Genomic DNA, 13927 nt, shown 5'->3' with positions numbered 1-13927 from the left:
GTTTTGTCGCCCTACGGGGATCATGATAATAAATCGACACCGTATTCCGTTCGGTGCACAAGGTGGAGAAAAGCTATGCCATTACTCTATGTGGCGATCGGCGTCGCGCTACTGTTGCTGCTGATGATTCGCTTTAAGCTCAATGGATTTATCGCGCTGATCCTGGTGGCGCTGGCCGTCGGCGTGATGCAGGGCATGCCGGTGAATAAAGTTATTACCTCAATCAAAGCGGGTGTAGGTGGCACGCTGGGCAGCCTGGCGTTGATCATGGGCTTTGGTGCCATGCTCGGTAAACTGCTGGCCGATTGCGGCGGGGCGCAACGTATCGCGACCACCCTGATTGAGAAATTCGGCACAAAGCACATTCAGTGGGCGCTGGTGCTGACCGGTTTTATTGTCGGATTTGCGCTGTTCTATGAAGTCGGCTTTGTACTGATGCTGCCGCTGGTATTCAGCGTGGCGGCGTCGGCGCGTGTGCCGCTGCTCTATGTCGGGGTGCCGATGGCCGCTGCTCTGTCCGTGACGCACGGTTTCCTTCCGCCCCATCCGGGTCCAACCGCCATTGCCACGCTGTTTAACGCAGACATGGGTAAAACGCTGCTGTTTGGCACGCTGCTGGGTATCCCTACGGTGATTCTGGCAGGTCCGGTCTACGCACGTTTCCTGAAAAATATCGATAAACCGATTCCACAGGGGCTCTATAACCCGAAAACGTTTACCGAAGCGGAAATGCCCAGCTTTGGCGTGAGTGTCTGGACGGCACTGGTACCAGTGGTGCTGATGGCGCTGCGTGCCGTGGCGGAGATGCTGCTGCCAAAAGGCCACGTGCTGCTGCCCTATGCGGAGTTCTTTGGCGACCCGGTCATGGCGACCCTGATTGCGGTGCTGATTGCCATCTTCACCTTTGGACTGAATCGTGGCCGCACGATGGAACAGGTGATGGATACCCTGACCGACTCGATCAAAATCATTGCCATGATGTTGTTGATCATCGGTGGTGGCGGTGCCTTTAAACAGGTGCTGGTGGACAGTGGCGTAGATAAATATATCGCCAGCATGATGCACTCAACGCAGCTGTCACCCATCTTTATGGCGTGGTCGATTGCCGCAGTGCTGCGTATTGCGCTGGGCTCTGCCACGGTAGCAGCGATTACTGCCGGCGGTATTGTTGCACCGCTGATTGTTACCAGTGGCGCCAGCCCGGAACTGATGGTGATCGCCGTGGGGTCCGGCAGCGTGATCTTCTCTCACGTTAACGACCCTGGATTCTGGCTGTTCAAAGAGTATTTCAACCTGACGATTGGCGAAACCATTCGCTCCTGGTCTGCGCTGGAAACCATTATTTCGGTTTGTGGCCTGGTGGGTTGCCTGTTGCTCTCCTGGGTGATTTAACCTGTCGTCGCTGGCACATCTGTCAGCGGCGCTCTGTTCTGACCGGGTGCACGACGTTAAAACTAAAAAGGGCCGCAAGTGCGGCCCAGGCTGTCACTTAATTCTGACGCCTTAGTGAGGCGGTTCAAAACCGGCTTTCACCATCTCTTCCCGCAGCGCACGTGCAATTTCACGGTTGCCGCCAGTGACCGGGTAGATCACGTTATTCACCACATCATCAAGATAGTGCTCGTCAAACTCCTGCATAGAGAGCTGCGTGCCGCCTTCATCGTTGATGGCGAAAGAACCTCTGATGTGGTTACCGCTGTTTTTGGCCTTAAGGCTGTAGCGGCCCATGCTGGTATTAATCGTGCTCATAAGATCTCCTCGCGACTCATTTCAGTCTCATCACTATTGAGGCCTGCCTTGCCGCATAAATTTTAGCCAGGAGTATTCTTTAAAACGAAAAAAGAGTGCCGGTAAAAACTGGTGTTGCGATCGCTATCCCATAAAGCAAATAAAGAGCAGGATTGGTGAACTTTTGACCAATTGAAGCCTGAGTGAAGCGGCGCGATAAATATTCCTGTCTATACTGCCTACAGGAAACATGTCTAATCAGTGAGGGAAAAGGAAATGAAAATTATTCTGTGGATTATCGCGATTATCTTTATCGTCGGCCTGCTGACCCTGACAGGGGTGTTCAAACTGATTTTCTGATTTTTGTAAAAGCTTCAGCGACAACGGGCACCTAATCAGGTGCCCGAACTGTTTTCTGGCTGGCCAGCAGACACTGTGTAATGGGATCCATCGGCGTCGTGGGCAGCAGATCCTGGGAATCCAAGCATTTTTTACAGTTCGCACAGCGGGCACCATGAACGTTGTGCTCTTCCTCGTGATATTCCGTAAAAACGAATCGGGTGCTTCCGCACTGACTGCAGCGTATCTTCATCACCATCCTGTGCCTCACTCTCCTTTTCATTTGCCCGGAAGGAAGCTATCCCCTCACCGGTTAAGCGGACGTAATCTATTGCCGGGTAATATTATTCCGGCTCGCCATAAGAAAAGTAGTTGCTCATAACGTTAATTGTTTGTTGCCAGATGCGAATCCGGACACTAAAAAGCACTTCATTGATCTTTATCAAGGTTTGCCTGCTTTTGGTGAAAATATCAGCAGATGGCCTGCTCTCACTGGGGGCAATGGCACAGCAGTCTCAATATTGTCTGAGAAAAAGTCGTTTCGGCGGATAGGAATTTGCGATCAACTGCACATTAAATAACCAGACGCGTTACGGCGGCCTCCGGAAGCAGGGAAATCGGATTTTTATGCTGAGGTTTACTACCCGCAGGACGATAAAAAATAACGCTTTTGAGACGATCGTTATCAGTAATAACAGGAATACGTCTTAATAAGATTTTCCTTTTTAACCTCAAAACGTCACGGTGCTAAAGATCAAAAAGGTTTTCCTTTCCAGCAGGTTAGTGGAAGACACAGGCCATACGTCTGATCCCTGCTGATGAGTGTTTCGCAAGTCGAAAAGCAGGAAAGTGTGATGCATGTACGGAAAGTCGATATTTATCACTTTTTCATCAAATCATGCTGGACAAATCCCTCAGCAATTGCTGTACTAGACCCCGACACAGTTTAGTGTCCATTTTTCATGTAAAGGTAATATAGATGTCTAAGATCAAAGGTAACGTTAAGTGGTTTAATGAATCTAAAGGATTCGGTTTCATTACTCCTGAAGATGGCAGCAAAGATGTATTCGTACATTTCTCTGCAATCCAGAGCAACGGCTTCAAAACTCTGGCTGAAGGTCAGCGCGTAGAGTTTGAAATCACCGACGGCGCTAAAGGCCCATCTGCTGCTAACGTTATCAGTCTGTAAGTTAACAGTCAGAATTCTAAAAACCCGCCTTATGGCGGGTTTTTTTATGGCTGTAATCTGCGCTTCATCCCTCACATCGTAACCTTCTGAATTGTCCCCAGGGGCGCACAAACTGCGCGGCGGTTCACAATAAATCCTCGTAACATATTTATAACAACCAGCTGTGCAGCTTTTTAGCCTGCGACGCTATATAACAGTGCTACAGAACCCGATGAGTGAGGAGACAGGATGAACATACGGCATGCGGAGTTGAGAGACAGTTTTGCGTTGAGTGCCTTGCTGAGTGAGTTAGGCTACGGCGGCACTGAAAGTTTCATTGAGCAGCGTCTGGCGCAGTTATGCAGCGATCCCAGTGAAGCGCTGTTAGTGGCTGAACTGGGCAGTCAGGTTCTGGGTTTCCTTTCACTTCATTTTATTCCTCAGCTGGCCCTGGCCGGTGATTTCGCCCGCATCAGTTACTTCTGTATTGCGGAAGGTGAGCGCAGCAAAGGCGTCGGCCAGCAACTGCTCCAATATGCCGAAACGCTGGCAGCCCGCCGTGGCTGCGATCGTATGGAAGTCCATTGCCATCAGTCACGGCTCAAGGCGAATCAGTTTTACGCGCGCGAGGGTTATGCTGAATCACCCTGTTATCTCATTAAAAATCTGCAAGCGGGTTAAATTCCCGTCCTGAGGCGATGACCAGTGCCTCGGCAATCATCTCCCGCTGTTCATCCCTGAGGCTGGCGACAGGGATTATTGCTAACCTGCTACCACAGCATTTGTTCTTTGCCAGCACTTTCTGCTTCCTATCTGGTTTCAGGACAGCATAAACAGTTGTCCGACTGCTGATTAGCGCCGTTACCTCACGTGATGCAGACACTCTCTGCATACCCATCGGGACGGCGTCCACGCAGAACACGCACTGAAGCTGTTAGCGGTATTAAGGGCGGCGAGCGATAGCGCTTAGAGGCTATGGCGGTATAAAAGAAAACAGGATGACACTGCACTGGCTGTACAATGCCGAAGCATAGCGCAGGAATAAGCGGCGATCAGGTTCGTTTTAAAGAGAACAGACAACGATCGCCGGCTCTGGATGCGAGCATTCTCTGCAAGGGCTTAATCACTGATGAGTGACGCGGGAAGTGACACTTCTGGTCGCTGGGGGAGGAAAGAGATGATGAAAGTTGCACTGGGACAATTTGCGGTCAGCCGTGAATGGCAGGAGAACGCTGATAGCTGTCTGGCTCTGATGAAGCGGGCAGCAGAAGGAGAAGCGCATCTGCTGGTCCTGCCAGAAGCTGTTCTGGCGCGCGATAATACCGATCCCGATTTAGTGGTGAAAGCCGCACAGCCGCTGGATGGCCCTTTTATCACACAGTTGCTGGCTGCCAGTGAGCATAATGCGCTGACCACTATAATGAGCGTCCATGTCCCCAGTGACCAGCATAAAGCGCTCAATGTACTGGTGGCTATCCGCAACGGCGAAATTATTGCCACCTATGAAAAGCTGCATCTGTACGATGCATTTGCCGTGCAGGAATCGCAACGGGTCAATCCAGGCCATGTCATTCCACCGCTGATTGAGGTTGCGGGTATGAAAGTCGGATTAATGACCTGCTATGATGTGCGTTTCCCGGAACTGGCACGACGACTGGCGCTGGACGGTGCAGAAGTGCTTGTGTTGCCTGCCGCATGGGTGAAAGGCCCGCTGAAAGAGATGCACTGGGATTTACTGACCCGTGCCCACGCGCTGGAGAACACCTGCTATATGGTGGCGGTGGGCGAGTGTGGCCCACGCAATATTGGCAACAGTCTGGTGGTCGACCCGCTGGGGGTAGCGGTGGCGAATGCCGCGGAGTCCCCGACACTACTGTTTGCTAAACTCGACCCGGAACGCGTCGTCTATGCCCGACGGATGCTGCCGGTACTGGAGAACCGGCGCTTTGCGCGTCCTGAACTCAAGTGATCTAAGGATAAAAATCCATGACGACAAAGCGAGCAAAACGCTGAGTGCTGGCACTTGTGCATACTTAATCGGCCTCTCAGAGATCTCACTCTGTTACAGATTCCAGTTGTCGCCGCAGGCAAACTGCGCGTAAATAACAGTCACCGTGATTTGAATAAGTTGAAAGGTTAAATATGGAAGGTATCAGTATTGCCAAGCTGCTGATTATCGGTGCGCTTATCGTACTGCTTTTTGGTACCAACAAGTTGCGCTCACTGGGCGGCGATCTGGGCTCCGCGATTAAGGGCTTCAAAAAAGCCATGAAAGACGAAGATACCAGCGCAACCCGAACAACCGCTGAAGACGTACCGGCAGAACGCGTCGTTCATAAAGATTAATCGGTTATTTGCTGAAAATAACTGTTACTTTTTATTTCAGGCAACGTCAGGCACGCATAAAAAAACCAGGCTGTTTCCAGTCTGGTTTTTTGTTTTTCAGGCTTCTGATAGCGGAGGCCGGCTTATTTCACTTCTTCGCCTTTGGCCTGCATATCCGCATGATAGGAAGAGCGGACAAACGGACCGCATGCGGCATGGGTGAAGCCCATCGCCATCGCTTCTTCTTTCATCTCATCAAATTCAGCCGGGCTGACGTAGCGCTGAACCGGCAGGTGGTGACGGCTCGGCTGCAGATACTGGCCCAGAGTCAGCATGGTGACACCGTGGCGACGCAGATCGCGCATCACTTCCACGATTTCGGCGTTGGTCTCACCCAGCCCAACCATCAGACCCGATTTGGTCGGGATATCCGGATGCGCTTCTTTGAACCGCTCCAGCAATTTCAGTGACCATTCGTAGTTAGCGCCCGGCCGCACCTGGCGGTAGACGCGTGGTACGTTTTCCAGATTGTGGTTAAACACATCCGGTGGCGTTGCGGTGAGAATTTCCAGCGCACGGTCCATGCGGCCACGGAAGTCCGGAACCAGTGTTTCAATTTTAATCGTGGGATTTTTTTCGCGAATCGCGCGGATACAGTCTGCAAAATGTTGTGCACCGCCATCACGTAAATCATCGCGGTCAACAGAGGTGATCACGACGTAGCGCAGGCCCATATCGGCAATCGTCTGCGCCAGTTTTGCCGGTTCGTTAGCATCAGGCGCATTAGGACGGCCATGTGCCACATCGCAGAACGGACAACGACGGGTACAGATAGCACCTAGAATCATAAAGGTGGCAGTACCGTGGTTGAAGCATTCAGCAAGGTTAGGGCAGGAGGCCTCTTCGCAGACTGAGTGCAGCCCGTTTTTACGCATCGCGGCTTTAATGCCCTGAATACGACTGGAGTCAGCTGGCAGCTTGATTTTCATCCATTCCGGCTTACGCAACATCTCCTGCCGTTCAACAGCCACGGTTTTCACCGGGATCAGCGCCATTTTGTCTGCGTCACGATATTTGACGCCGCGTTCCATCTGAATTGGTTTACTCATAAATCAGCAGGTTCCGGTCGGATTGCGATTTGAAAGCGTTCCCACTCAAACCGGGAAGGGGGCTTTCAACTTTATTTGAAAAAAGTGCAAAAATTATATCATCACATCGCCTGCGAAGCAGCCACAGTCAGCACGGATACGTTACATATTTGTAAATTCGCATTCTGCGTTAAGGCTTAACAGGGAGATCGCCTGATATCCATTCAACATTTTCATAACCTGACAGCCGCGCAAAGGCGCTGACCAGCGGAGAACGTACCTGCTCCGTTGTCACCTCTGGCTCAAAATTTTTCAACTGGGTCATTCTCATCCCGGCGTAACCACAGGGATTGATGCGCAGGAAAGGAGATAAATCCATGGCCACATTCAGCGCCAGGCCGTGAAATGAACAGCCTTTGCGGATGCGTAATCCCAGTGAACAGATTTTCTCTTCCCCGACATAAACGCCAGGGGCATCCGCGCGGGCGCGGGCGCTGACGCCGAACTCTGCCAGCGTCGCGATTACCGTCTCTTCCAGAATGGTCACCAGCTGGCGCACGCCGAGTTTACGGCGTTTCACATCGATCAGGACGTACATCACCTGCTGTCCCGGCCCGTGATAGGTCACCTGACCGCCACGATCGCTCTGCACCACCGGAATATCGCCTGGCATCAGCAGATGCTCCGCTTTTCCCGCCTGACCCTGCGTAAAGACCGGAGGATGCTCGACCAGCCAGATTTCGTCACGACTCTGGTCATCGCGCTGGTCGGTGAAGTGATGCATGGCGTCGGAGACAGATTGCCAGTCGCACAGACCGGACTGACGGACAAAGAGGGTTTCAACTGACAAAACGATAGCCCGCTAAAGGAAATAACGTTAAGAATAGCGTCGGCAAACCGTCAGGCAGAGGCGCCTTGCCGACCCGTAAATTACAGGACCATCCGCACGATTTCGATGTTGCCCAGCTCTTCGTACAGGCGTTCAACCTGCTCGATGTGGGTGGCGGTGATAGTGATGTTTACGGAGTGATAGTTGCCTTTGCTGCTCGGCTTAACTTCAGGGCTGTAGTCGCCGGGCGCATGACGTTGCACCACTTCAACCACTTGATCAACCAGCTCCGGTTGCGCCAGACCCATTACTTTGTAGGTAAACGGGGTAGGAAATTCGAGCAGCTCATTCAGTTTGGTTTTCATATTAACTCCGGTGCATAAAAAACAGGCTCCCGCCTGAGCGGGAGCATCATAATATCCTGTAATGGGGGCAGAAGGGTGATTTTTCAATCACCCCTTACGCTTAACCGAACCAGTGATGGAACATCAGTTTGATGTAATCAACGATACGGCCGAAGAAACCACCCTCAGAGACTTCGTTCAGCACCACCAGCGGACGCTGTTCGATAGTTTTGCCATCCAGCTGGAAGTTGATGCTGCCGACAACCTGGTTTTTCTTCAGTGGCGCGTGCAGTTCTGTATTGGTCAGCACATAGCTGGCTTTCAGATCTTTCATACGGCCACGTGGAATGGTCAGGTAAGCATCTTTTTCCACGCCCAGTTGTACACGGTCATTATCACCGAACCAGACTGGCTCAGAAGCGAACTCTTTGCCTGCTTTCAGTGGCGCAACAGTTTCAAAGAAACGGAAGCCCCAGGTAAGCAGTTTCTTGCTCTCAGTTTCACGGCCTTTATAGGTATGACCGCCCATCACAGCGGAGATCAGGCGCATCTGGCCTTCGGTCGCTGACGCCACCAGGTTGTAACCGGCTGAGTTAGTATGACCGGTTTTGATCCCATCCACGTTCAGGTTGGTATCCCACAGCAGACCATTACGGTTCATCTGACGGATATTATTGAAGGTGAACTCTTTCTCTTTATAAACAGCATACTCTTCCGGTACGTCGCGGATCAGCGCCTGGCCGATCAACGCCATGTCGCGCGCGGAGCTGTACTGACCTTCCGCGTCCAGGCCATGAACGGTCCCGAAGTGGGTATTCTGCAGGCCAAGCGCTTTGACGTAGTTGTTCATCAGGTTAACAAAGGCATCCTGACTGCCAGCGACATAGTCAGCCATCGCAACGCAGGCGTCGTTACCGGACTGCAGGACAATGCCACGGGTCAGCTGTGAAACCGGCACGCGATCGCCTGGTTTCAGGAACATCAGCGAAGAACCTTTAAACACCGGGTTGCCGGTCGCCCAGGCATCCGGGCCGACGGTCACCAGATCATCCTGATGAATTTTGCCCGCTTTCACGGCCTGACCAATGACATAGCTGGTCATCATCTTGGTCAGACTGGCAGGATCGCGGCGTGCATCGGCGTTTTTCTCTGCCAGCACTTTGCCTGAGTTGTAGTCGATGAGGACATACGCTTCGGCATCAATGTCCGGCACGCCCGGAATCATGGTCTTGAGATTGACGTCATCAGCAATAGCAGCATGGCTGAGAGAGATAGCGATCAGTGATCCCACTGTCAGGCGTTTCAGTAAACGAGATGATTTCAGCGTGTTCATGTGTAGGACTACAACATCCGTGAGTTTGAGGTTAAAAATGTCACTCATCATAACCAATGCCAGATTTTCTGGCACCGGGCATGATGATTGGGTTGTTAGCAGACGTAACCTGCAGTGCTCTGAACCACGGTTCAGCGACGTGTGTTCGTAATAAATGACGCGGCCTGGCCTTCACTGCTCAGGCGCTGTTGCAGCGCAGCCGCTTCGGCGCGGGAGGCATAACCACCAAGCTGTACGCGATAGACATTGTTGCCCGCGTTTTCAACCTTGCCGGGCACACCATAACGCTGGCTCAGGCTTTTCATCATCTGCTGCGCACGCGCCGGATCGTTCAGCGCACCAACCTGCACCACATAGCCATCGGCGGAACCACTGCTGGCTGCAGGCGAGGCACTGGCTGCTGCGGGAGCAGCACTGCTGGCTGCGGGTGCGGAACTGGCAGGTGCGGCGGCTGGCGGCTCGTTACCTTCCAGTACACCGTTCGCTAATGGCTGGGGTGCGCCAAGAAAGCCGCTGCTCTGTACTGGCGCGCCCATGTTGTCACTGCTCTGCAGCGTGCTGTTGCTGATGGCTTCAACATTCTGTGCAGGCGGTTCAGAAGGGGCTGCACTGCCGCCGTTCATCACCGCGCCGCCACTCAGATCCGGGCGGGCAGGCAGAGAGTAGCTCTGTTTGGCTACCACGGTTCCGATGGTGCCGGGACCTGAGAGCGTGCCGTCGGGTGCGACCTTAATAAAGTCGACGCGTACCCGCGAATTATTAGAGATATTCAGGCGGTCACCGGCAGCCCGCGACAGGTCGATAATGCGTCCCGGCGTGTAGGGACCGCGATCGTTAACGCGCACCACAATCTGACGGCCATTCGCGATATTGGTCACGCGCACATAGCTCGGCAGCGGCAGAGTAGGGTGAGCCGCAGTCAGCGCATCGGGATCGTAAGCTTCACCGGTGGCGGTGCGGTTTCCCTGCGCCTCTTCACCGTACCAGGTTGCCAGGCCGACTTCGCTGTAGTTCGACGGATCTTTGATGATGCGATAATTTTTACCGTTAACGCTGTAATCCTGACTGGTGCCCGGATTGATCGGCTCATAACGTGGCTCAACGCCTGGAATCTCTACCACCGGTCCATTGTAAGCCGGTTGCGGCGGCGCCGTATTTTGGGGTTCGGGCGTGGTACAGGCCGCCAGAACCAGTGATGCCAGTGCAACGCCAAGCCATTCCTTACGCATCTGCAGCCTCTTAGACACTTTTAGATAACATTTTTCGGTGAGTGTGGATCGACATCACAATGCCAAATCCCGCCATAAGCACGATAAGCGCGGAGCCGCCATAACTGACCAGCGGCAGCGGCACGCCAACTACCGGTAAGATACCACTAACCATGCCAATGTTAACGAAAACATAAACGAATAAAATCAGCATTAAACCGCCCGCCATAACACGGCCAAAGGTGGTCTGCGCCCGGGCTGCTACCACCAGTCCCCGCATGATCAGCAGCAGATAGAGGGCCAGCAGCAGCAGCACGCCGACCAGCCCTAACTCTTCGGCCAGGACCGCGAAGATAAAGTCAGTATGACGTTCCGGCAAAAACTCCAGCTGAGACTGGGTGCCCTGCAGCCAGCCTTTGCCGCGCAGTCCGCCCGAGCCAATCGCGATTTTCGACTGGATGATGTGATAACCGGCGCCCAGCGGGTCCGTTTCCGGATCGAGCAGCATCATGACGCGGTCGCGCTGATAGTCGTGCATCAGGAAGAACCACAGAATCGGGATAAAGGCGGCGACCAGCAGTACCGCCACGCTAATCAGTTTCCAGCTCATTCCTGAGAGGAAAAGCACAAACAGGCCTGAGGCGGCAATCAGAATCGAGGTGCCGAGATCGGGCTGTGCGGCCACCAGCAGAGTAGGCAGGAAGATCAGAATCAGCGCGATACCGGTATTTTTCAGCGTCGGCGGACAGACATCGCGGTTGATAAAGCGCGCCACCATCAGCGGCACCGCGATCTTGGCAATCTCCGAAGGCTGGAAACGCACAAAGCCGAGATCGAGCCAGCGCTGGGCCCCTTTACTGATCTGTCCAAAAGCATCCACTGCCACCAGCAGGATGACGCAGACAATATAGAGATAGGGCGCCCAGCCTTCATAAACGCGCGGCGGCACCTGCGCCAGCACAATCATGATCACCAGACCCATCGCGATCTGCCCGAGTTTACGCTCCATCATGCCAGGATCCTGTCCGCTGGCACTCCAGATCACCACGGCGCTGTAGGTCAGCAGCGCGAGAATGATCAGCATAAACATCGGATCGATGTGGATGCGCATCCAGATCGATCGTTTCTGCGGACTATCTTGCATCGACATGTTTATTCACCTTCATAACCGGGCGGCACAGGGGCGGCGTCCGGCAGAACTGTATTGTTATCACCCAACATAATGTGATCCAGAATCTGGCGCATGACGGTGCCGACAGCCGGACCGGCGCCACCGTTTTCCAGGATAATGGTCACAGCGACCCGAGGTTTGTCATAAGGGGCAAACGCGGTCATTAATTTATGGTCGCGTAATCGTTCAGCAATTTTATGGGCGTTATACGTTTCGTTCTCTTTCAGGCCGAAGACCTGTGCTGTACCGGACTTGGCGGCGATTTTATAGGGCGCATCAGCAAAACTCTTGTGCGCGGTACCATTAGGGCGATTCGCCACGCCGTACATGCCATCTTTGGCGATTTCCCAGAAGCCGGAATGGATATCACCAATCGGGGCCTCAGGCGGCTGACGATAGGGCACCAGGGTACGACCTTCGCGGGTAGCACGCAGCATATGCGGCACCTTGACGACACCGTCATTGATTAAAATCATCATCGCTTTGTTCATCTGCAGCGGGGTTGCCGTCCAGTAACCCTGACCGATCCCCACCGGAATGGTATCACCCTGATACCACGGCTTTTTAAACCGTTTCATTTTCCAGTCGCGGGTAGGCATATTACCGGCGCTCTCCTGCGGCAAATCGATGCCGGTACGGCTGCCATAACCAAATTTGTTCATCCACTCCGACAGGCGGTCAATACCCATGTCGTAGGCGACCTGATAGAAGAAGGTATCAGCAGACTCTTCCAGTGCTTTGGTGACGTTCAGACGGCCGTGGCCCCACTTTTTCCAGTCACGAAAACGCTTTTCTGAACCCGGAAGCTGCCACCAGCCGGGATCAAACAGACTGGTGTTACGGTTGATCACGCCCGCACTCATGGCAGAAACCGCGACATAAGGTTTGACTGTGGAAGCCGGTGGGTAAGCCGCCTGAATGGCGCGGTTGTAGAGCGGGCGGTTTTCATCTTCCAGCAGTCCACGGTAATCCTTACTGGAAATACCGTCGACAAATAAGTTGGCATCGTAGCTCGGCGTAGAGACCATGGCGAGAATTTCGCCGGTGCGCGGGTCGCTGACCACCACTGCTGCGCGACTTCCCGCCAGCAGAGTCTCGACATATTGCTGCAGTTTGAGATCGATCGTCAGATAGATATCACGTCCAGCCTGAGGTGACTCCTCATGCAACTGGCGAATAACGCGGCCACGATTGTTAACCTCTACCTCTTCAAAGCCGGTTTTGCCGTGCAGCAAACTCTCGTAATACGCTTCAATCCCCAGCTTACCGATATCGTGTGTTGCGGCATAGTTCGGCCATATGCCCTCTTTATCGAGGCGGGCAACGTCACGGTCGTTGATTTTTGACACGTAGCCGACGACATGCGTCAGCGTGGCACCGTAAGGATAGTAGCGGCGCTGATAACCTTTCACTTCCACGCCGGGGAAACGGTACTGATTAACCGCAAAGCGCGCCACCTGCACTTCATTCAGACCGGTTTTAACCGGGATAGAGGTGAAACGACGTGAGCGTTTACGCTCTTTCTGGAAATTCTCGAGGTCTTCATCCGTCAGCTCAAGAACCGGACGTAAGTTTTCCAGCGTCTGTTGCAGGTTATCGACTTTTTCCGGGACAAGTTCAGCCTGATAGATGGTGCGGTTCAGTGCCAGCGGGGTGCCGGTACGATCGTAAATTATGCCGCGACTGGGCGCGACAGGCACCAGTTTGATGCGGTTCTGGTTAGAGCGGGTGCTGTAATCATCAAAGCGAAGAATCTGCAGGTGGTAGAGGTTAACCACCAGAATTGACGAGAGCAGTAAGATACCGACGAAGGCGATAAACGCCCGACGGACAAAGAGTTTCTGTTCGGCGCTGTAATCGCGAAAGGCGTTGCTTTGTAATTTCATCCGCTACTTGTCATGTCTGATGTGGGCTGATCGGTCATTCACGATGATAAGGATGATTTGTCGTTATACTCCAGGCACGATACAGACTTTCGGCTACCAGCACGCGCACCAGCGGATGGGGCAACGTCAATGCTGACAGTGACCAGCTCTGTTCTGCCGCCGCTTTACAGGCGGGGGCCAGGCCTTCGGGCCCGCCAATCAGCAGGCTGACATCGCGACCATCAAGCTTCCAGCGTTCAAGCTGCTGTGCCAGCTGCGGGGTTTCCCACGGTTGGCCCGGAATATCCAGCGTGACGATGCGATTACCTTTGCCGACCGCCGCCAGCATCGCTTCACCCTCTTTTTCAAGAATGCGTTTGATATCAGCATTTTTACCGCGCTTACCTGCGGTAACTTCGATCAGCTCAAACGGCATATCTTTCGGGAAGCGGCGCAGGTATTCCATAAAACCGGTCTGCACCCAGTCAGGCATTTTGGTGCCGACGGCAACGAGTTGCAGTTTCACCGA

15 protein-coding genes are annotated in these 13927 nt (G+C 53.4%); 6 read left to right on the top strand and 9 right to left on the bottom strand.

Annotated features, from left to right (window positions below):
• Positions 1–75 precede the first annotated feature (75 nt).
• Positions 76–1392: a gluconate transporter gene (gene gntT, locus H7K52_RS10585; protein WP_003854041.1), complete on the top strand. Its 1317-nt coding sequence runs from the start codon at positions 76–78 to the stop codon at positions 1390–1392.
• 111 nt (positions 1393–1503) lie between these two features.
• On the opposite strand, the gene H7K52_RS10580 is transcribed toward gntT, so the two are convergent.
• Complete coding sequence (locus H7K52_RS10580) at positions 1504–1749, bottom strand: hypothetical protein (protein ID WP_003854040.1); 246 nt, start codon at positions 1747–1749, stop codon at positions 1504–1506.
• 255 nt (positions 1750–2004) lie between these two features.
• On the opposite strand from H7K52_RS10580, the gene H7K52_RS19085 reads away from it, so the two are divergent.
• The 5 genes from H7K52_RS19085 (at position 2005) to tatE (ending at position 5581) form a co-directional block, all read left to right on the top strand.
• Positions 2005–2088, top strand: coding sequence for a small membrane protein YohP (locus H7K52_RS19085; RefSeq protein ID WP_019105993.1), 84 nt, complete (start codon positions 2005–2007; stop codon positions 2086–2088).
• Positions 2089–3046: 958 nt separating this feature from the next.
• The gene (cspE, locus tag H7K52_RS10575; RefSeq protein ID WP_006118399.1) at positions 3047–3256 is read left to right on the top strand and encodes a transcription antiterminator/RNA stability regulator CspE; all 210 of its coding nucleotides are present in this window, start codon (positions 3047–3049) and stop codon (positions 3254–3256) included.
• A gap of 228 nt (positions 3257–3484) precedes the next feature.
• Complete coding sequence (locus tag H7K52_RS10570) at positions 3485–3916, top strand: GNAT family N-acetyltransferase (protein WP_003854037.1); 432 nt, start codon at positions 3485–3487, stop codon at positions 3914–3916.
• A 499-nt stretch (positions 3917–4415) separates the two neighbouring features.
• Complete coding sequence (locus tag H7K52_RS10565) at positions 4416–5204, top strand: deaminated glutathione amidase (protein WP_182630074.1); 789 nt, start codon at positions 4416–4418, stop codon at positions 5202–5204.
• A 173-nt stretch (positions 5205–5377) separates the two neighbouring features.
• Entirely contained in the window at positions 5378–5581 is a 204-nt protein-coding gene (gene tatE, locus H7K52_RS10560) for a twin-arginine translocase subunit TatE (protein WP_003854033.1), read from the top strand.
• 122 nt (positions 5582–5703) lie between these two features.
• Here the strand turns inward: tatE and lipA are convergent, their stop codons facing one another.
• From lipA to rlmH, 8 genes are all read right to left on the bottom strand, one after another.
• Entirely contained in the window at positions 5704–6669 is a 966-nt protein-coding gene (gene lipA, locus H7K52_RS10555; RefSeq protein WP_003854032.1) for a lipoyl synthase, read from the bottom strand.
• A gap of 169 nt (positions 6670–6838) precedes the next feature.
• A complete protein-coding gene (gene lipB, locus H7K52_RS10550; protein WP_182630021.1) occupies positions 6839–7498 on the bottom strand; it encodes a lipoyl(octanoyl) transferase LipB in 660 nt (219 codons plus the stop codon).
• Between the two features lie 80 nt (positions 7499–7578).
• On the bottom strand, positions 7579–7842 hold the full coding sequence (ybeD, locus tag H7K52_RS10545) for a DUF493 family protein YbeD (RefSeq protein WP_003854030.1): 264 nt from the start codon (positions 7840–7842) through the stop codon (positions 7579–7581).
• 100 nt (positions 7843–7942) lie between these two features.
• The gene (gene dacA, locus H7K52_RS10540; RefSeq protein ID WP_003854029.1) at positions 7943–9154 is read right to left on the bottom strand and encodes a D-alanyl-D-alanine carboxypeptidase DacA; all 1212 of its coding nucleotides are present in this window, start codon (positions 9152–9154) and stop codon (positions 7943–7945) included.
• 131 nt (positions 9155–9285) lie between these two features.
• On the bottom strand, positions 9286–10383 hold the full coding sequence (gene rlpA, locus H7K52_RS10535) for an endolytic peptidoglycan transglycosylase RlpA (RefSeq protein ID WP_182630020.1): 1098 nt from the start codon (positions 10381–10383) through the stop codon (positions 9286–9288).
• Between the two features lie 10 nt (positions 10384–10393).
• Positions 10394–11506, bottom strand: coding sequence for a peptidoglycan glycosyltransferase MrdB (gene mrdB / locus H7K52_RS10530; RefSeq protein WP_033743010.1), 1113 nt, complete (start codon positions 11504–11506; stop codon positions 10394–10396).
• A gap of 8 nt (positions 11507–11514) precedes the next feature.
• On the bottom strand, positions 11515–13419 hold the full coding sequence (gene mrdA / locus H7K52_RS10525; protein WP_003854026.1) for a peptidoglycan DD-transpeptidase MrdA: 1905 nt from the start codon (positions 13417–13419) through the stop codon (positions 11515–11517).
• A 34-nt stretch (positions 13420–13453) separates the two neighbouring features.
• A complete protein-coding gene (rlmH, locus tag H7K52_RS10520) occupies positions 13454–13924 on the bottom strand; it encodes a 23S rRNA (pseudouridine(1915)-N(3))-methyltransferase RlmH (protein ID WP_008103678.1) in 471 nt (156 codons plus the stop codon).
• Between the last annotated feature and the right edge of the window lie 3 nt (positions 13925–13927).

The organism is Pantoea hericii, assembly GCF_014155795.1.
Taxonomy (GTDB): domain Bacteria; phylum Pseudomonadota; class Gammaproteobacteria; order Enterobacterales; family Enterobacteriaceae; genus Pantoea; species Pantoea eucalypti.
This window is presented reverse-complemented; position numbering and strand designations above follow the sequence as displayed.

Coding starts and splice junctions, on each gene's coding strand:
- gntT (WP_003854041.1), top strand. CDS start 76: ATGCCATTACTCTATGTGGCGATCGGCGTCGCGCTACTGTTGCTGCTG.
- H7K52_RS10580 (WP_003854040.1), bottom strand. CDS start 1,749: ATGAGCACGATTAATACCAGCATGGGCCGCTACAGCCTTAAGGCCAAA.
- H7K52_RS19085 (WP_019105993.1), top strand. CDS start 2,005: ATGAAAATTATTCTGTGGATTATCGCGATTATCTTTATCGTCGGCCTG.
- cspE (WP_006118399.1), top strand. CDS start 3,047: ATGTCTAAGATCAAAGGTAACGTTAAGTGGTTTAATGAATCTAAAGGA.
- H7K52_RS10570 (WP_003854037.1), top strand. CDS start 3,485: ATGAACATACGGCATGCGGAGTTGAGAGACAGTTTTGCGTTGAGTGCC.
- H7K52_RS10565 (WP_182630074.1), top strand. CDS start 4,416: ATGAAAGTTGCACTGGGACAATTTGCGGTCAGCCGTGAATGGCAGGAG.
- tatE (WP_003854033.1), top strand. CDS start 5,378: ATGGAAGGTATCAGTATTGCCAAGCTGCTGATTATCGGTGCGCTTATC.
- lipA (WP_003854032.1), bottom strand. CDS start 6,669: ATGAGTAAACCAATTCAGATGGAACGCGGCGTCAAATATCGTGACGCA.
- ybeD (WP_003854030.1), bottom strand. CDS start 7,842: ATGAAAACCAAACTGAATGAGCTGCTCGAATTTCCTACCCCGTTTACC.
- dacA (WP_003854029.1), bottom strand. CDS start 9,154: ATGAACACGCTGAAATCATCTCGTTTACTGAAACGCCTGACAGTGGGA.
- rlpA (WP_182630020.1), bottom strand. CDS start 10,383: ATGCGTAAGGAATGGCTTGGCGTTGCACTGGCATCACTGGTTCTGGCG.
- mrdB (WP_033743010.1), bottom strand. CDS start 11,506: ATGCAAGATAGTCCGCAGAAACGATCGATCTGGATGCGCATCCACATC.
- mrdA (WP_003854026.1), bottom strand. CDS start 13,419: ATGAAATTACAAAGCAACGCCTTTCGCGATTACAGCGCCGAACAGAAA.